We start from the raw sequence: 17,575 nt of genomic DNA on the forward strand, positions 1-17,575 counted from the left end.
TTCGTCCTGCGCCTTGGGGCGTGGGCGCCGTAAAGGCGCCCGAGCCCCGGCATCGCCCAGGCGCCGGGAGCTTCTCGCCCCTCGACCGGCTCGGGACGAAGCGGACTGCGAGCGAGAGGCAGCCAAGCGGGGCAGGGGCGCCGGCCGTCGCTTCGTCCCGAGCCCGTCGAGGGACGTGGACGCCGGGACGACGCCGCGACCGGCGGGGGGCAACCGCCGGGCCACCGGCGGCGTTCGCTCCCCCGTCAGCAACCCACTCGGCAAGGCCCATCCCTGGTGCGCAGACTCCTTCTTCTTCTCCTGGTCATCGCCGTCGCCTACTTCCTCGGCCATCAACAGGAGTGGATTCCGCCGCAGCACGATCCGCTGGCGCCGCTCGACCTCGCGGACCCGCCGGGCCTGGCGACCGAGTGGAAGCTCTCGCGCCTGCGCGACGCCCCGGAAGCCTGCACGGCGGTGCTGGAGGCCTCGACGCTGCGCTTTGCGCCCGAGCCGGACCGCGAGATGGGCGGCTTCTGCGCCTTCCGCAACGTCGTCGCCCTGGAGCGCGCCGAGATTCCCCTGCCCGGCGGTCTCAAGGTGACCTGCCCGCTGGCGGCGGCGCTACAGCTCTGGATGCGCGAGGTCGTCCAACCGGCGGCCCGCCGCTATCTCGATGCCGAGGTCGCGCGCATCGACCACCTGGGCAGCTACGCCTGCCGGCGCGTCTACGGACGCGCCGCCGGTCGCCCGAGCCAGCACGCGACGGCCAACGCCATCGACATCGCCGGCTTCCGGTTGGCGGACGGGCGGCGGGTCTCGGTGCTCGGCGGCTGGCAGGGCACGCCGGCCGAGCAGGCCTTCCTGAAGGATCTCCACGCCGGCGCCTGCTCGCTGTTCCGCGGCGTCCTCGGCCCCGACTACAACGCCGCGCACCGCGACCACTTCCACCTCGAGATGGGGCCCTACGGCCTGTGTCGCTGAACGACGAAAGGCCCGCCTGGGCGGGCCTTTCGCTTGCGTCGACGGGGTCGGATCAGGCGGCCGGGCGGTCGCGGTGCCGGCCCTCCTCGACCTCCTCGACGATCTTCTCGACGAAGGCGTCCAGGTCGCCGGGGTTGCGGCTGGTGACGATGCCCTTGTCGGCCACGACCGGGCGGTCGACCCATTTGCCGCCGGCGTTCATGACGTCGGTCTTGATCGACTTGTAGGAGGTGACCTCGCGGCCACGCACGGCGTCGACCTCGATCAGCAGCCAGGGTGCGTGGCAGATCGCGGCGACGACCTTGCCGCCGTTCAGGAAGCCGCGCAGGATCTCGAGCGCTGTGTCCTCGACGCGCAGCAGGTCGGGATTGATCTGGCCGCCGGGCAGCACCAGCGCGTCGTAGTCCTCGACGCGGACCTGGTCGAGCGTCAGGTCGACCGCGACCTCCTCGCCCCAGTCGGTGTGGTCCCAGCCGCGGATCTTGCCGCTTTCGGGAGAGGCGACCTTCACCTCGGCGCCGAAGCCGCGCAGCTTCTCGAGCGGCACGGTCAACTCCGACTGCTCGAAGCCGTTGGTCGCCATGATCAGGATTCGGGATTGCTTGATGCCAGGCATCTTCTGCTCCTGTTCCGGGGAGGGATTGCCTGTCCAACGACGGGGCGCGGCGATGGTTTCAGGCGCTCCGCCGCGCTCCCTGGTCGCAGGGGGCGCTCCTTCTGCGGAGCCTCAACGTCGCCACGGCGGCCCCTCGACCGCCCAGACCAGCAGCAGGCCGAGCAGGAACAGGCCGGCCGGGACGCCGAGGCCGGCCAGGACGGCGGTCAGCAGGTGGTCGGCCAGGAGCGATCGGCGACAGTCCGCCACTTCGGCACAGAGCCGGGCCGGATCTTCGAGCCGGGCCGCATCTCCGGGAGCGGGCAGCGAGAAGATCGCCTCGTGGTAGCCAAGCCAGGAGAGGGCGGCGAGCGCCACCAGCCAGACCAGGCTGGCGCCGAGCCAGAACTTGAGCAGGCTGCGCTGCAACATCTCAGGGCGCGGTCACGGCGTCACAGCAGGCGGACGGCCAGCGAGACCAGCCAGAAGCTCGTTGCGAAGCCACCGGCGATCCAGGCGAAGCGCGCGTAGAGGCGCCGCAGGACGCCCCCGGCATAGCGCTGCGCGCGCTCCGCGGGCATGCCGAAGTCGCCGTCGAGAAGGATATAGAGCTCGGTGCTGCGGATGCTGCGGGTCGGCGCTTCCCAGGCCCGGAAGGCCAGCACCACCGCCGTCAGCATGCACAGCACGGCACCGGCGCGGAAGCAGAGCAGAGGGTCGTAGCTCAGGCCTGTCATGAGCAGAACGATGGCGAGCGCGACGTAGGCCAGCGCTCGCAGGATCGTGAACTCCGCCAGTTGCTCGATCCGGTCCATCAAGGCCCGTCCGCTGGAGACACCGGGCGAAGAATGCGCCCTTTGCTGTTGCCAGCATAGCGCTCCCGCGCGCTCGTTGGTTCCCGCCCAGCCTGCAGGTCACCCCCGCGTCGTCAAGGCGGTGATGAAGCCGTCGAGAGCTTCCCAGGACAGGGCCAGCGCGGCGATGGTCCAGATCCAGGAGGAGACGCTCGACTCGGGGTCGGGCCGCGCGAAGCGCTCGTAGAGCGCGGCCGGAATGCCGCTCAGCACCAGGGTCATGGTCGCGGCGGCGATGCGCGAGAGATAGATGATGAACTCCGGGTGGAACGGCAGCAGGGAGGGGTACCAGGCCGGCGCGTTGGCGAAGAAGAACAGCGGCAGGCTCGGCGAGAACATGCCGTTGACCATGGCGATGACGACGGCCAGGACGGCGACCTGCTCGCGAGTCATCCGCCGCTCCTCAGCCGAGACCGGTCGCGGGCTGCAGCCCGGACAGGGTGAACAGGAGGAACAGCAGGATGCGCAGCAGCAGCACCCAGAAGACGGCGAGCAGGAGCACGATCGCACCCGGCACCACCTCGGGGGTGACGTAGGAGACCGCCGCGAGCACCGGATCGGTCAGCCGGCGGAAGGCCTTGAGGATGTAGTTGTCCCAGTCGTCGGGAACGATCATCTGCAGCAGCAGCCGGCCGATCAGGGAATACATCAACGCCGCCAGAACGAAGTTCGGCAGGTGGAAGTACCAGGCGTCCCAGAAGGGGTTGCCGCTCATGAGGGGTGCCGGCTCCGCGCAGGATGTCCTGGAGCCCAGGCTAGAGCAGTCGCCGAGTCGGGGACGAGGAAAAGGGGGCCCGGTCGCCCGGGCCCCCTCGATACCTCCGGTGGACGGAGGGTCGTCAGGTCTTTTCGTCCATGAGCGTCGCCCCGGAGGGGATGCGCAGGGAGTCGACGAAGTCCTGCATCTCCTTGGACGGCGCCGGCGTCATCATCGAGACCACCCAGGTCACGAGGAAGGCGGTCGGGATGCCGAAGATGCCCGCGGAGATGTTGTTGATGCCGAACCACAGCGGCATGCCGAAGTAGCGGGTCATGATCAGGTAGAAGAGCGTGACGCCGAAGCCGGCGATCATGCCCCAGATCGCCCCCTGGTTGGTCGTGCGCTTCCACCAGACGCCCATGACCAGCGCCGGGAACAGGCCCGCCGCCGCCAGGCTGAAGGCCCAGGCGACCAGGGCCAGGATGCCGCCCGGCCGCGTCGTCGCCACCGCGGCACCCAGGACCGCGACCACGACCAGCAGGGTGCGGGCGACCACCAGGCGCTTGGCCGTCGAGGCCTTGGGATCGACCATGCGGTAGTAGACGTCATGGCTGAGCGCGTTGGCGATGGCCAGCAGCAGGCCGTCGGCCGTCGACAGCGCGGCGGCGAGGCCGCCCGCCGCCACCAGGCCGGCGATCACGTAGGGCAGGCCGGCGATCTCAGGCGTCGCGATGACGACCGTGTCGCTGGCGATGCTGAAGTTGGTGTGATCCAGCATGATCACGTCCTTGGCCTGGCAGGCCGCCAGCACCGTCTGGGCGTCGACCGCATTGACGCCGCAGATCTTCACGAGATCGATCCCGCCGTAGATGAACACCCAGCGCGGCAGGTCCTGGATGGCGGCGAGGTTTGCGAGGTCCGCTCCCAGGATGTTCTGGTAGACCTCGAGCTTCGCGAAGGAGGCGTAGGCCGGGGCCGTGAAGTAGAGCAGGAAGATGAAGAACAGCGCCCAGCCGACCGACCGGCGCGCGTCGCGCACGCTGGGGGTCGTGAAGAAGCGCATCAGCACGTGGGGCAGAGAGGCCGTGCCGATCATCAGGCAGAGGATGAGGGCGAAGAAGTTGGCCGCCTCGGTCATGGTCTGAGGCGTCTGGATGAAGGGCTTGATGCCCGCCAGGGCCGGCTTGGTCTGCTCGAGGTTCTGGATCTCCTGCAGCACCGTGCCGTACATCAGCTGCGGCAGCGGGATGCCCGTCTGCTGTGCGGACAGGATCACGACCGGGATCAGGTAGGCCATGATCAGGACGATGTACTGGGCGACCTGCGTCCAGGTCACCGCCCGCATGCCGCCGAGCATCGAGCACACCAGGATGCCGACGAGGCCGACGAAGACGGCGACGTTGAAGTCGATGCCCAGGAAGCGCGAGGCGATGATGCCGGTGCCGGTGATCTGCCCCAGGATATAGCTAAAGGAGCAGCAGAACAGGATCACGATGCCGATCGTGCGGGCGACGTTGCCGCCGTAGCGCGAGCCCAGGAAATCGGGGACCGTGTAGGCGCCGAACTTGCGCAGGAAGGGCGCGATCAGCACCGCCACCAGGACGTAGCCGCCGGTCCAGCCGAGCACGAAGGCGAGGTAGCTGTAGCCCTGTGCGTAGAGGCCGCCCGCCATGGCGATGAAGCTGGCCGCGCTCATCCAGTCCGCGGCCGTCGCCATGCCGTTGTAGAGCGCCGGAACCCGGCGCCCCGCGACGTAGTACTCGGAGACCTGCATGGTCCGGGAGAGAATGCCGATCAGCGCGTAGATGCCGATCGTGAAGAACACGAAGAGGTAGCCGATGATGCGATCCGGCACCCCGACCTGTTCCAGGATGGCCAGCAGGATGACGAAGGCGATGAAGCCGCCGGTGTAGATGCCGTAGATACGGCCGAGATTGCTCGTGAAGTCGCGTCCGTTGCTCATGGATCCCCCCTCAGTCCTCGGCCACGCCGAATTCCTCGTCGATCCGATTCTGCGCACCGGCGAACCAGAAGCAGAGGATGACGAAGACGATGAGCGACCCCTGCGCGGCCATGTACCAGCCGAGGGGGAAGCCAAAGATCACGATCCCGTTCAGGGAATCCACGAAGAAGTGGATCACGAACGAAAAGAAGAACCAAATCGCAAGGGTGAGCCACATAAGCCCTTTGCTACGGGCCCAATGGCGTTCTGCCTCTTCCGGCGTCAACGTCTTTGCCATGACAGTCCAGGGCCTCCTCGCCTCGTTCTTATTGACGGCACAACGCCGGCCAAATCAGAACCGGAACGAACGACTTCGAGTCAGGACCTTTTGCGACTTTAAACGAGTCGCGTTCTACCGTAGCCCCCCGACCCCAAGCAGAACGCCGGCCCCGCTGCCCCTGATCTTCGCCCAGCCCCTTTGCGGGGTCCCCTGACGATGTCGAGTGGCAACACGGCCTACGTCGTGTATTGTGACGCTAGCACAGTGCTTTGCTCGCAAAAAGAAAAAAGCCGGGAGGGTCGACTTGTCGTTCCTTGGGTTCGGTCGGGGCAGGCGGAAGTCGCAAAGGGTGGCGACCGCCGAAGACTTCGAAGAGTTCTTCGCGGCGCGCGCGGCCTTCGTCTCGCAGCGCAGCGCCATCCACTACTGCTACGCACGCGCCGGCGTGAACTGGGACAAGCTGCTGCGCGAGGAGGCCTTCGCCGCGGCCATGGAGATCTGCCGCTGGGAAGCCTACGCCGCCACCGCCTCCGGGCTCGGCCTGCTCTACGAGGGCATGCTGCGCGAGGCCGCGTCCGGCCGTGAGCTCATTCTGGCCGAGTCGCTGGTCGCCAGGCTGCGCGCCGTCCTCGACCGTCACGCCCCGCCGGCCCACGATCCGGAGGCCTGGGACCGGGAGGCCGCCGACTTTCGCCGGCGCATCGGCCTCGCGCAGCAGGCAGCGCCCTTGCCGGCGCACGCCCTCGGCGGCCCGGTGGGCCAGCGCATCTTCGCGGTGCTGCCGATCCATCGGCGCCTGCGCGCCCACGACGAGCTCATGGTCGAGAACTCGGTGCGCTTCGCCTTCGTCAACCAGTACGACGAGGCGACCGCCTGCTTCGACACGGTGGCGCTCGCCCATGTCCTGGCCGGCAGCCGCGCCGGCGGCCACGGCGTCCAGGGCCGCCGCCAGGCCCTCGCCGCCGGCCTCCCGGGCGGCGCGGCCATCGGCTGAGCCGCGGGATGAGGGCCGGCCGGGGCGGCGAGCGCCGGGCGATCCTCCTGGCGCTGCTGGCGGCCGCCGCCGGCGCCCTGGCGCTCGCCGGCTATGCCGGCTTCCTGCTGCTCGGGGAAGGCGCCGGCTCGGCCGCCGGCGCCTCGCTGGCGCCGCTGCTTCTGCCCCTCGGCCTGCTCGGCCTGTCGCTGGCCGGGCTGTGGGCGGCGATCACCCTGCTCGACCAGCACTTCGACGACCTGGAGCGGCTGCGCGGCGCCCTGCTGGTCGCCGCCGGGACCGGCGGCGACGCGCGCGCGCTGGAGGCTGCCGCGCGCAACGCCGGGGCCGAGGCCGAGCAGCTTGGCGCGGCCGCAGCCCGCCTGATCGAGGCGCGGGGGCCGGCGCGGGGCGAGGCGACGCTGCTCGCCGAACGGCTGGCAGCCGTCGTCGCGGCGACGGCCGAGGGACTCCTGGTGCTGACCGACAGCGGGCTGGTCAGCCTGGTCAATGCCGAGGCTCGCCGCCGGCTGCGGGCCGGGCGGGTCGCGGTCGGCACCAGCGTCTTCGCCGCGCTCGCGCGCGATCCGCTCATCGCCGCCCAGCAAGCGGCCCGCCTGGCCGGCCGTCCCGTGGCGGCGATCCTGACGACGGTCGAGGGCGACCGCCTCGAGGCGGTCGTCGTCGACCTCGGCGGCCACGACGGCCTGGTCCTGCGCCTGCCCGGCGAGGGCGCGGCCGGAAGCGAGGCGTCGGCGCTGGAGCACGACCTCGGGCTGCACGACGCGGTGCCGGCGATGGTCGCCGTCGAGGCATCGACGCCGCTCGACCGGCTGTCGGCCCTGGTGCTCGACACCGAGACCACCGGCCTCGATGTCGCTACCGCGCGCATCGTCTCGCTCGGCGCGGTACGCCTCCAGGGCGCCCGGATCTACCCCCAGGCCAACCTCGACTGCCTGGTGAGGCCGGACGTGCCGATCCCGGCCGCCTCGACGGCGATCCATGGGATCGGCGACGCCCTGGTCGCGCAGGCGCCGGCCATCGCCGAGTTGCTGCCGCGCCTCGAGGCCCTGCTCGGCGGCGGCGCCGTGATCGGCCACAGCATCGGCTACGACCTGACCATCCTGGAAGCCGAGGCGGTGCGCTGCGGACGGCCCTGGCGGTCGCCGCCCTCGCTGGACACCGCCCTGCTCATGGCGGCCCTGGAGCCGGGGCTGAAGGAGCTCAACCTGGAGGACATCGCGGGGCGTCTCGGCGTGCCGGTCGAAGGCCGTCACACGGCGCTGGGCGACGCGCTGGTCACGGCCGAGATCTACCTGCGCCTGCTGCCCCGCCTGGCCGACGCCGGGGTCCACACCTTCGCCGAAGCGCAGGCCTTCGCCGCGCGCGCCCGCGGTCTGCGCGGCCGGCAGGCCGCCGCCGGCTGGACGCACTGAGCGGCGGGCGGGGCAGGGGGAAGCGGGGCTAGGGAGGCGGCGATGGACAGGAGCGCACTGGAACGGCTGGACGCCTACCCCTACCGGCATCGCGTGCGCGACGTGATGGCCGGCGCCCCGGCCGCCGTCGCCGCCGAGGCGAGCCTGCTCGAGGTCGCCCGCGCCCTGCGCGCTTCCGGCGAAAGTGCCCTCTTCGTCGACCTCGAGGGCGCGGCCGGCGGTCCTGGCATCCTGACCGAGCGCGACCTGGTGCAGCGGCTCGCCGAGGGCGGCGCGCCGGCGCTCGAGCTGACCGCCGGCGAGACCATGTCGGCGCCGCTCGTCGGGGTCGAGCCGGAGAGCTTCCTGTTCGTCGCCATCGGCCGGATGGCTCGGCTCGGGCTGCGCCACCTGGCCGTGCTCGACTCCGGCGGGCGCCCCGTCGGCCTGCTGACCGCCCGCCGGCTGTTGCGGCAGCGCGCCAGCCAGGCCCTGATCGTCGGCGACGCGGTCGGCGCAGCGCGCCGGCCGGAGGACCTGAAGGCCGTCCAGGACGGCATGCTCGAGCTGGCCGAGGCGCTGCTCGCCGAAGGCGTCGAGGCTCCCGAGGTCGCGGCCGTGATCTCCGCCGTCCTGCGTGAGATCTCGGCGCGCGCCGCCGCCCTGGCCGCCGCCGAGGTTGAGAGTGAGCAGGGTCCGGCGCCGGCGCCCTGGGCCTACCTGGTGCTCGGCTCGGGCGGGCGCGGCGAGTCGCTGCTCTCGGCCGACCAGGACAACGCCCTGGTGCACGGCGGCTCGCAGGCTGACGACGCCTGGTTCGCGCGGCTCGGAGAGCGCGCCTCGGCGATCCTCGACGGGGCCGGCATCCCCTATTGCAAGGGCGGCGTCATGGCCTCGCGCCCCGCCTGGCGCCACAGCCTGGAGGGCTGGGCGGAGACCATCGAGGGCTGGGTCGGACGCGCCGAGGGCGAGAACCTGCTGTCGGTCGACATCTTCTACGACTTCCAGCGGGTCCACGGTGACGCCGGTCTGGCCGAGGCGCTGCGGGCGCGCGCCGCCGCGGCCGCCCGGCGGCCGATGCTGCCGCGGATGATGGCCCAGGAGCTCGAGGCGCTGCGCGCGCCCCTGACCCTGCTCGGCGGCTTCCGGGATCGCGGCGACCGCCTAGACCTCAAGCTCCACGGCCTGTTCCCGATCGTCGCCGGCGCCCGGGCGATGGCGCTGCGCCACGGCGTCGCCGAGACCTCCAGCGCGGCGCGCCTGCAGGCGGTGGCAGCGCGCGGCCTGCTCGGCGAGGCCGACCTCGCCGGCCTGCTCGAGGCGCGGCGGCTGTTCATGACCCTGATCCTCGACCAGCAGATCCGCGACCTGCGCGCCGGCGCCGAGCCGGGTACGCAGGTCGAGATCGCGAGCCTCCCGGGGCCCTTGCGCGACCGGCTGCGGCGGGCGCTGCGCCAGGCCGCCTCGATCCACTCGACCGTGACGAGCGCCGTCGCTGCCGGCTGACGAGGGCGGCCTCTCGCGTGGCGGGGGCGGCTCGAGGGGCGGCTTGAAAGGTGGCGTGCGGGGCCCCTAATAGGCGGCGGGACCCGAGCGGCCGAGCCGGCCATTGACCCGCGGCGCGCCCTCTGTAGGATGCCGCGCGATCTCGATCCCGACAGAAATCCGACCACCGAGCTCACGGCCCGCCGCTGCGGGCCCAGCCGCGAGGGGAGCCCATGGCGTCCTACCAGTACATTTACCAGATGCAGCGCCTGTCGAAGACCTTTCCGGGCGGCAAGCAGGTCCTCAAGGACATCAGCCTCAATTTCCTGCCGGGCGCCAAGATCGGCGTGCTCGGCCTGAACGGCTCCGGCAAGTCGACGCTGCTGAAGATCATGGCCGGGCTCGACGGCGAGTATAACGGCGAGGCCTTCGCCGCCGACGGCGTCAAGGTCGGCTACCTGTCGCAGGAGCCGCAGCTCAATCCCGACAAGGACGTCGCCGGCAACGTCATGGAGGCGCTGGCCGACCTCAAGGCGCTGGTCGACCGCTACAACGAGGTCTCCAACGAGTTCGCCGACCCGGACGCGGACTTCGACAAGCTGCTCGCCGAGCAGGCCGAGCTGCAGGAGAAGATCGACGCCGCCGACGCCTGGGACCTGGAGCGCCGCGTCGAGGTCGCGATGGATGCGCTGCGCTGCCCGCCGGGCGAGGCCGAGGTCGCCACGCTGTCCGGCGGCGAGCGGCGCCGCGTCGCGCTCTGCCGCCTGCTGCTGCAGAAGCCCGACATGCTGCTGCTCGACGAGCCGACCAACCACTTGGACGCCGAATCGGTGGCTTGGCTGGAGCGCTTCCTGGACGAATACGCCGGCACCGTCGTGGCGGTGACCCATGACCGCTACTTCCTGGACAACGTCGCCGGCTGGATTCTCGAGCTCGACCGCGGGCGCGGCATCCCCTACCAGGGCAACTACTCCGGCTGGCTCGAGCAGAAGCGCAAGCGCCTCGAGCAGGAGTCGAAGGAGGAGCAGGGCCGCCAGCGAGCCCTGGCCCACGAGCAGGAGTGGATCGGTCAGTCGCCGAAGGCCCGCCAGGCCAAGTCGAAGGCCCGCGTCCAGGCCTACGAGGAGCTGCTGCGCCAGGCCAACGACAAGGCGCCGGAGCCCGGCTCGATCACGATCCCGCCGGGTCCGCGCCTCGGCGACCTGGTGGTCGAGGCCGACCGGGTCCGCAAGGCGTTCGGCAACCAGCTGCTGATCGACGAGCTGTCCTTCAAGGTGCCGCCGGGCGCGATCGTCGGCATCATCGGCCCGAACGGCGCCGGGAAGACCACGCTGTTCCGCATGATCGTCGGCCAGGAGAAGCCGGACTCCGGCGATCTGCGGGTCGGCGAGACGGTGGTGCTGGGCTACGTCGACCAGTCGCGCGACGCGCTCAGGGCCGATGCCTCGGTCTGGGAGGAGATCTCCGACGGCCTCGACGTCATCCAGGTCGGCAAGAAGCAGACGCCGAGCCGCGCCTACGTCGGTGCCTTCAACTTCAAGGGCCCCGACCAGCAGAAGAAGGTCGGGCAGCTCTCGGGCGGCGAGCGCAACCGCGTGCACCTGGCCAAGATGCTGCGCTCGGGCGCCAACCTGATCCTGCTCGACGAGCCGACCAACGACCTCGACGTCGACACCCTGCGCTCGCTCGAGGAGGCGCTGCTGGAGTTCGCCGGCTGCGTCATGGTGATCAGCCACGACCGCTGGTTCCTCGACCGCGTCGCCACCCACATCCTGGCCTTCGAGGGCGACAGCGAGGTGGTCTGGCTGGAGGGCAACTACCAGGACTACGAGGCCGACCGGAAGCGCCGGCTCGGCGCCGAGGCCGACCAGCCGCACCGCATCAAGTACCGGCGCCTCGAGCGCTAGGCGCGGACGGGATGTCCGGGGGCAGCTCGGCCGGCCCGGCGCGGCACCGCGTGGTCTTCCCGGTGCGGGTCTACGAGGCCGGGCCGGACGGGCGCGCGACCCTGCCGGGCGTGGCCAACTGGCTGCAGCAGGCGGCGGCCGAGCACGCCGAGGCGCTCGGCCTGGGCCTCGCGCGGATGCTCGAGGCCGGGCTGTTCTGGGTCATGGCGCGCCAGTACATCGAGATCGCCGAGCTGCCGCCGGCCGAGGAGCGGGTGACCGTCGAGACCTGGCCCCAGTCGGTGCAGCGCGGTGCCTTCCGGCGCCGCTACCGGGTGACCGGCGCGGACGGGCGGGGCCTGGCCGAGGCGCTGGCGCTCTGGATGGTCTTCGACTCCGCGACCCGCGCCGCGGTCCCGGCGCCGGACTGGATGGCGGCGCGCGTGACCGTCGACGGCGACGACCCGCTGGACTTCCCCGGGCGCACGGTGCCGGCGCTGAAGGAAGCCACGCGCGAGGTCGAGGTCCTGTCGCGCCACGCCGACCTGGACGCCAACGGCCACGTCAACAACGCCCACCTGATCGCCTGGCTGCTCGAGCCGCTCGCGCCTTCGGGCGGCACGCGGTCGGGCTCGCTCGTCTCGCTCGACGTCGTCTTCCGTACCGAGGTCGAGGCCGGGCGCCGGCTCATGGCGCGCGCCGCGATGCCGGCGCCGGGCCGCTGGCGCCTCGCGCTCGGCGACGTCGGGGGCCGGGAGTACGCCCGCGCGGAGGCGGTCTGCACCGCCTGAAGCGGCGTCGCCGGGAACGCGCCCCCGGAGGCGCGCGGAGGCGAAGGTCCCGCCTCGGCGCCCGCTCGGCGATCAGACGGTCCGGCGGGCGGTCATCACGCGGCTGAAGAAGGCGCGTTCCAGGCCCTCGGGCACCAGGCCGGCGCGCCGCAGCAGCCCCTCCAGGTCGGCCTTCAGGTAGCTCGCATGGTAGGGCTCGTGGAAGGCCTCCGAGAAGTAGTCGAGCAGCGGGTCGTAGGGCGGGTGGTCGCCCTTCTGCAGCGAGTCCACCAGCACGAAGAGGCCGCCCGGCCGGAGCAGGCGGACGACCTCGCGCAGGACCTGCGGGCGGACGCGCGCCGGCAGCTCGTGGAACAGGTAGACTGCCGTGATCATGTCGAAGCCCGCCTCCGGCAGCCCGGTCGCCTCGGCCGGCGCCTGCACGAAGGCCGTGTCGCGCCAGGGCGCCAGCTGGCGGCGCGCCGCCTCCAGGTAGGCCGGGCTGAGGTCCAGCGCGGTCACCGGCAGGCGCGGCCAGTTGTCCTTGACGAAGCTCAGCAGGCGGCCGGTGCCGCAGCCCAGGTCGAGCAGTCGCAGCCCGGCCTGGCGACGCTCGCGCAGGAAGCCGGCGAGCGGCACCAGGGCCTGGCGGCGCATGGCGTCGGCGCCGCCGACGAAGAGCACCTCGACCTGATGGTCGTAGAGCGCCGCCGACTCGGCGCTGAGCCAGCCATCGGTCTGGTAGTGGAAGTTCTGCAGGTAGTACTTCGGGTAGGCGCCCTCGCCGACCAGGTCGCGCGGCGGCCCCGAGCCGGGCGGCGGGCGGGACACCTCGTTGTGCCGACGGGCGTGGCGGCGGCGCTCGACCTGCCGCAGGTCGCGCAGGTAGCGCGGCGCGCCGGCGAGCGCGCGCAAGGGCGCTTCCAGCAGGTCGTGCGGCGGCCGGTAGAGGCCGGCGGCCACGTTGTCGCGGTCGCGGCGCAGCAGCAGGCGCAGGTCCTGCAGCACGTAGCCCAGGCCCGGGCCCTCGCCGGCGATCGGCCGGCGCGAGCGGACCGGCCGGGTCAACCGGCGGGACAGGGCGTACTGGCTCCAGTAGGCGGCGACGCGCGCCGCCTGGCCCAAGGCCAGCGCGGCCTGCAGCAGGGGCTGCTCGCTGCCGCTGGACGCCGGTCCGGAGGAGGGGGCGGGCTCGCTCATCGAGACAGGAGTCTGGGTGGCCGTCACCCTGGCGTCAATCGCGTCGCGCACTAGTCTCGAGGAGGTATGGGCGCCCTTGGTGCCGGCCGCCGGCTCGTGTATCACGGCCGGCGCGCCGGTCCCGACCCGGGACGCCGATCCCCTCGGCCGCAGGAAACCGCAAGGAGAGAGGGTGCCGATGCCGCGCTTCAAGACGCTGGACCAGCTTCAGCCCGACGGCAAGGCCGTCCTGGTGCGTGTCGACTTCAACGTGCCGATGAAGGACGGGCGGGTGACCGACGCCACCCGCATCGAGCGCGCCCTGCCGACGATCCGCGACCTCCAGGCCAAGGGTGCCAAGGTGGTGCTGCTTTCGCACTTCGGCCGGCCCAAGGGCAGGCGGGTGCCGGAGCTGTCGCTGGCGCCGCTGGTCGAGCCGCTGGCGCAGGCGCTGGGCGGCGAGGCCGTCGCCTTCGCCTCGGACTGCGTCGGCGACGCGGCGGAGCGGGCGGTCGCCGATCTGGCGCCGGGACGGGTGCTGCTGCTCGAGAACCTGCGCTTTCACGAGGGCGAGGAGGCCAACGACCCGGCCTTCGCGGCGGCGCTGGCGAAGCTCGGCGCCTTCTACGTCGATGACGCCTTTTCGGCCGCGCACCGGGCGCATGCCTCGGTCGAGGCCGTGGCGCGCCGCCTGCCGGCCTTCGCCGGCCGGCTGATGCAGGAGGAGCTGGAGCACCTGGGCAGGGCGCTCGAGCATCCGGAGCGGCCGGTCGCCGCCATCGTCGGCGGCGCCAAGATCTCGACCAAGCTCGATCTGCTCGGCAACCTGGTCGGGCGGGTCCAGGTGCTGGCGATCGGCGGCGGCATGGCCAACACCTTCCTCAACGCCCTGGGCATCGAGGTCGGCAAGTCGCTGTGCGAGCACGAGATGGCGGACACGGCGCGTGAGATCGTCGCCAAGGCCAAGGCCGCCGGCTGCGACCTCGTGCTGCCGACGGACGCCGTCGTCGCCGCCGAGCTCAAGGAGGGTACCGCCAGCGAGACCGTCTCGATCAAGGCGGTGCCCGCCGACCGGATGATCCTCGATGTCGGTCCGGCGACCGCCGAGCATCTCGCGCGCCGCCTGGAATCCTGCAAGACGCTGGTCTGGAACGGACCGCTGGGCGCCTTCGAGGTGCCGCCCTTCGACGCCGGCACCGTCGCCGTCGCCCGTGCCGCGGCCAGCCTGACCGAGGCGGGCCGGTTGCTCAGCGTCGCCGGCGGCGGCGACACCGTCTCGGCGCTCGCCAAGGCCGGGGTGGAGGGCCGCTTCTCCTACGTCTCGGCGGCCGGCGGCGCCTTCCTGGAGTGGCTGGAAGGCAAGACGCTGCCGGGTGTCAAGGCACTGGAAGATGCAGCCTGAGGTCGCCTTCCTTGATCGAGGGGGCCGGCTCGCCGTCGGCGGCGCCGGCGACGAAGGGGAGGCGCTGCCGCGGCCGAGAGCGGCACGGACGACCTCAGGTGCCGGGATCGGCCTCCAGCGAGCAGTTGCCGATGTCTTCCGATTCCAAACAGCTCAGGAAACGGCGGGCATCCTCCCGAGCCTCCTCGGCTTCAGTTGCCGCTTTGGTGAGACAGGTCTCGAAGGTATCGAGCTCGGCGATGTAGGTCCGTACGTCGTCCCGGCAACGCGTTCGCGCCATCTCATCGTCGGCGAATTGCTGCCCCTCCATCGAGCAGAGGGGCTGGAGCGGCTTGTTGCAGAGCAACTGCGCCTCGCCGGGGGCCGCGAGCACGGCAATCGCGAAGATCGCCAAGAGTAGCGCCGCGAGCCTCGCCCACGGCCCGACCGACTGAGCTTTCGTCATGCGTTATCCGCCGCTCCCGGACTGTGGTGCGGTCGGCTGCTGCTGCTGCTGAGGCTGGGCGCCCTGATCCTCAGCGGTTTCGTCGCATGCGGCCAATCCGAAGCCAAGGCCAATGGCGAAGAGCCCGGCGATGAGCGGGGGGGCGCTGAGAAGCTGCCGATAACGTTGCATCATCTTCCTCCGTTTTTTGCTTTCCGTCGACTGCGCGCGGCAATCGGGGCGCCGCGGAACCTCGGCCCGCAGGGGCGGGGGGCGGTTCCTCGACATCCACCCCACGGACGGGCGGCGGCTCGATTCGGTTCCGGCCAAAGGTCGGCGGCCGACCTCACAGGGCTGGTTCGGTCTGGGCGGCCGGCTGCGGCTGGCTTGAGAGGGTCTCGCCCAGCGACAGCAGTTCCGGCCCCGACGGAGCGCCCAGGCGAGCGTCCTGGGACCGGTCCGGTTCGGCGCTCGGCTCGACCAGTTGCGGTCGGGCGAGCGTCCGATGCACCCTGCGAGCCAGGGCAGCCGTCGCCTCGCCGTCGGTGCCATCGGTCACCAGGGCGATCGCCAAGGGACCGTCAAGCCAGTGCAGCACGGTCAGTCCGTCGGACTCGGTCCGTGCAACCGGCCCGGCACCTTCCTCCCAGCGCGGCCTCAGGTAGAGGCTGACCCGCTCCCCCGCGCGCTGATAGAGCAGGCGCACGGCCGGTGTTCCCTTCAGCTCGACCCGCCGGCTCTCGACCAGGCTGAAGCCCTCGGCGCCCAGGTCCGGCGCCTCGACCTCGACCGCGATGCGGCGGCGCAGCCAGGTGACGGGCGCCAAGCCCTGGCGGCTCAGCACCTGCGATCCGAGGTCGTTGGCCGGCAGCGTGCCGATCGCGAAGTCCCCCGCTCCGGCACCGCCGGCAGCGCGATGGGCCTGCGCCGTTGCCGGCGCCTGGGCCGTCGTATCCGGCTGCTGGCGATAGTCCGAGAGCGCGCTCGCCGCGAAGCTGCCGGTCGAGCCGTCGCCGGTCGATCGCTCGATCCCGGCGTGCCAGCCGGCCGAGGCCGAGACGGCGACCAGCGCGGCCATCGCGGCGGCTTGGGTTGCGAGCCGCCTGGGCGCCGGCTTCTCCTGCGCGAGCGCGGCGAGCAGGCGGGGCGGCACAGGGGCTTCGACCCAGGCGGCGCCGGCCCGCGTCAGGGCCTCGTTCTGTGCCTGGAAGGCGGCGATCCGCTCGGCCTGCTCCGGCTGCGCCGCCAGATGCCGCTCGACCAGGGCTCGGCGCGCCGGGTCGTCCTCCAGTCGACGGTCGGCGTAGGCCAGGAGATCGAGTTCCGTGACGGCATCCTCTCCGGCTGGCGTGGGCGCCTCTGCCGTTCCGGCGAGGAGCCTGCGGAAGCGCCGCATCAGGCTGACGCTCTTCGTCATTTGACCCTCCTCAGGGCAGGGCGGTCGCTCTCTTCCAACTCCGGCGACCAGTGCGCGCGCAGGGCGTCCCGGCCGCGCGACAGGCGCGACCTCAGGGTGCCGATCGGGATGTCGAGAACCCGGGCCGCCTCCTCGTAGGAGAAGCCTTCGACACCGATCAGCAGGATCGCCGCCTGCTGGTCCTCCGGCAGCCGGCGCAGCGCGAACGCCACGTCTCCGACCTGCAACGAGGGCTCCTGATCCGGCCACTGCACGCTCACCTGGGCGTCGGCGGCCGCGTCGGTCGCGGTGCGGCGCCTGGAGAGGCTGCGGCCGGCGTCGATGTGGAGCCGGTAGAGCAGGCGGAACAGCCAGCTGCGCAGGGTCCCGTGGCGCTTCCAGAGGTGGCGCTTGCGGAGCGCCCGCTCCAGGCAGTCCTGGACCAGATCGTCGGCGCGCGCGCGATCGCCGACCAGGAAGCAGGCATAGCGCCGGAGGTGCGGGATCTCCCGAGCGATCAGCCACTTCAGGTCTTCTGCGTCACCGCCCACCGTCACCACCCATGGCCTGCCCTTCCCGCGTCGATTCCGTCGCTGCTGCCCAACAGACGGTAGCCGGGGGCAAAGGGTTCCGCCGGGCTGGGGCGGGTCCGCCGCCGTTGCCGCCACGCGGGCCAGGCGACGGAACCGGATCGCCGTGGCCGCCGTCCGTGGGATGTGTGCCGCCCCCGCGCGGCCCTCGTCGTGTCCGAAGGGCGCGGCACCGAGACACCAATGGAAGGATTCCCCATGTCACCGCTTCTCCGCAAGACCGCCACCGCCGTCGCCTTCGGTGCCCTGGTATTCGCCGCGCCGCTGGCGCTCACCTCGGGCGTCGAGGCGCAGACGGCGCAGACGGCTCCGGGCTCGCCCGCGGGCCAGCCGGACGACGCCCAGCTGCAGTCCTTCGCGGCGGCGACCCTGGAGGTCGAGCGCCTGAACGAGGAGTGGGCAGACCGCATTGCCGGCGCCGGCGACGCCGAGGAGCAGCAGGCCATGCGCACCCAGGCCATGGAACAGATGGCCGAGGCCGTGCGCGAGGAAGGCCTGACGGTCCCCGAGTACAATGCCATCGTCGAGGTCGTACAGGCCGACCCGGAGGTCGCCGAAACGGTGAACACCTACCGCGACGACATGCGCTGACCGGAAGTCGCCCCGAAGGCCGGCCCCGGTCGCCGGTCTTCGGGAGGCCGGCCTCGCAGCCTCCTGGCTCGGTTGCCCTAAGGGGACGGACGCTGCTCGATGAGGTCGTGGCGAATCCGCCGGGCCGGAT

At 71.8% G+C, this 17,575-nt stretch carries 19 protein-coding genes; 8 read left to right on the forward strand and 11 right to left on the reverse strand.

Annotated elements, in window-relative coordinates:
- The first annotated feature begins 276 nt into the window (after positions 1–276).
- A complete protein-coding gene (locus WD341_RS19110) occupies positions 277–963 on the forward strand; it encodes an extensin family protein (RefSeq protein ID WP_368427086.1) in 687 nt (228 codons plus the stop codon).
- A 52-nt stretch (positions 964–1,015) separates the two neighbouring features.
- Here the strand turns inward: WD341_RS19110 and WD341_RS19115 are convergent, their stop codons facing one another.
- The 7 genes from WD341_RS19115 to WD341_RS19145 all read right to left on the reverse strand — a co-directional run bounded on the left by WD341_RS19115 (position 1,016) and on the right by WD341_RS19145 (position 5,352).
- The gene (locus WD341_RS19115) at positions 1,016–1,579 is read right to left on the reverse strand and encodes a type 1 glutamine amidotransferase domain-containing protein (protein ID WP_368427087.1); all 564 of its coding nucleotides are present in this window, start codon (positions 1,577–1,579) and stop codon (positions 1,016–1,018) included.
- A gap of 111 nt (positions 1,580–1,690) precedes the next feature.
- Positions 1,691–1,990 (reverse strand): hypothetical protein, encoded by a 300-nt coding sequence (locus WD341_RS19120; RefSeq protein WP_368427088.1) that lies wholly within the window; start codon positions 1,988–1,990, stop codon positions 1,691–1,693.
- 20 nt (positions 1,991–2,010) lie between these two features.
- Positions 2,011–2,373, reverse strand: coding sequence for a hypothetical protein (locus WD341_RS19125; RefSeq protein ID WP_368427089.1), 363 nt, complete (start codon positions 2,371–2,373; stop codon positions 2,011–2,013).
- Between the two features lie 99 nt (positions 2,374–2,472).
- Positions 2,473–2,805 (reverse strand): hypothetical protein, encoded by a 333-nt coding sequence (locus WD341_RS19130; RefSeq protein ID WP_368427090.1) that lies wholly within the window; start codon positions 2,803–2,805, stop codon positions 2,473–2,475.
- 10 nt (positions 2,806–2,815) lie between these two features.
- On the reverse strand, positions 2,816–3,127 hold the full coding sequence (locus WD341_RS19135) for a YggT family protein (protein WP_368427091.1): 312 nt from the start codon (positions 3,125–3,127) through the stop codon (positions 2,816–2,818).
- A gap of 124 nt (positions 3,128–3,251) precedes the next feature.
- Positions 3,252–5,075 carry a sodium:solute symporter family protein gene (locus WD341_RS19140; RefSeq protein ID WP_368427092.1) on the reverse strand — a complete coding sequence of 608 codons (1,824 nt, stop codon included), beginning with the start codon at positions 5,073–5,075 and terminating at the stop codon, positions 3,252–3,254.
- Positions 5,076–5,085: 10 nt separating this feature from the next.
- Positions 5,086–5,352: a DUF4212 domain-containing protein gene (locus WD341_RS19145; protein WP_368427093.1), complete on the reverse strand. Its 267-nt coding sequence runs from the start codon at positions 5,350–5,352 to the stop codon at positions 5,086–5,088.
- Between the two features lie 331 nt (positions 5,353–5,683).
- On the opposite strand from WD341_RS19145, the gene WD341_RS19150 reads away from it, so the two are divergent.
- The 5 genes from WD341_RS19150 (at position 5,684) to WD341_RS19170 (ending at position 11,884) form a co-directional block, all read left to right on the forward strand.
- On the forward strand, positions 5,684–6,328 hold the full coding sequence (locus WD341_RS19150) for a hypothetical protein (RefSeq protein ID WP_368427094.1): 645 nt from the start codon (positions 5,684–5,686) through the stop codon (positions 6,326–6,328).
- A gap of 8 nt (positions 6,329–6,336) precedes the next feature.
- Positions 6,337–7,743, forward strand: a complete 1,407-nt coding sequence (locus tag WD341_RS19155) for a PolC-type DNA polymerase III (RefSeq protein ID WP_368427095.1) — start codon at positions 6,337–6,339, stop codon at positions 7,741–7,743.
- Between the two features lie 42 nt (positions 7,744–7,785).
- Positions 7,786–9,228: a DUF294 nucleotidyltransferase-like domain-containing protein gene (locus tag WD341_RS19160; RefSeq protein WP_368427096.1), complete on the forward strand. Its 1,443-nt coding sequence runs from the start codon at positions 7,786–7,788 to the stop codon at positions 9,226–9,228.
- Between the two features lie 212 nt (positions 9,229–9,440).
- Entirely contained in the window at positions 9,441–11,114 is a 1,674-nt protein-coding gene (gene ettA, locus WD341_RS19165) for an energy-dependent translational throttle protein EttA (protein WP_368427097.1), read from the forward strand.
- Positions 11,115–11,125: 11 nt separating this feature from the next.
- Positions 11,126–11,884 (forward strand): acyl-[acyl-carrier-protein] thioesterase, encoded by a 759-nt coding sequence (locus WD341_RS19170; RefSeq protein WP_368427098.1) that lies wholly within the window; start codon positions 11,126–11,128, stop codon positions 11,882–11,884.
- A gap of 72 nt (positions 11,885–11,956) precedes the next feature.
- On the opposite strand, the gene WD341_RS19175 is transcribed toward WD341_RS19170, so the two are convergent.
- Complete coding sequence (locus tag WD341_RS19175; RefSeq protein WP_368427099.1) at positions 11,957–13,063, reverse strand: class I SAM-dependent methyltransferase; 1,107 nt, start codon at positions 13,061–13,063, stop codon at positions 11,957–11,959.
- Positions 13,064–13,241: 178 nt separating this feature from the next.
- On the opposite strand from WD341_RS19175, the gene pgk reads away from it, so the two are divergent.
- Positions 13,242–14,444: a phosphoglycerate kinase gene (pgk, locus tag WD341_RS19180; RefSeq protein WP_368427100.1), complete on the forward strand. Its 1,203-nt coding sequence runs from the start codon at positions 13,242–13,244 to the stop codon at positions 14,442–14,444.
- 94 nt (positions 14,445–14,538) lie between these two features.
- Here pgk and WD341_RS19185 read toward each other — a convergent pair whose 3' ends face one another.
- The 3 genes from WD341_RS19185 to WD341_RS19195 form a co-directional block, all read right to left on the reverse strand.
- Entirely contained in the window at positions 14,539–14,889 is a 351-nt protein-coding gene (locus WD341_RS19185) for a hypothetical protein (protein ID WP_368427101.1), read from the reverse strand.
- Between the two features lie 325 nt (positions 14,890–15,214).
- On the reverse strand, positions 15,215–16,285 hold the full coding sequence (locus WD341_RS19190; RefSeq protein ID WP_368427102.1) for an anti-sigma factor: 1,071 nt from the start codon (positions 16,283–16,285) through the stop codon (positions 15,215–15,217).
- Complete coding sequence (locus tag WD341_RS19195; protein WP_368427103.1) at positions 16,282–16,815, reverse strand: sigma-70 family RNA polymerase sigma factor; 534 nt, start codon at positions 16,813–16,815, stop codon at positions 16,282–16,284. Before WD341_RS19195 ends, WD341_RS19190 begins: the two co-directional genes overlap by 4 nt.
- A gap of 237 nt (positions 16,816–17,052) precedes the next feature.
- Here WD341_RS19195 and WD341_RS19200 point away from each other — a divergent pair, with 237 nt between their 5' ends.
- Complete coding sequence (locus WD341_RS19200) at positions 17,053–17,445, forward strand: DUF4168 domain-containing protein (RefSeq protein ID WP_368427104.1); 393 nt, start codon at positions 17,053–17,055, stop codon at positions 17,443–17,445.
- Positions 17,446–17,575: the final 130 nt, after the last annotated feature.

Source organism: Tistlia sp., assembly GCF_040905785.1.
Classification (GTDB): domain Bacteria; phylum Pseudomonadota; class Alphaproteobacteria; order Kiloniellales; family DSM-21159; genus Tistlia.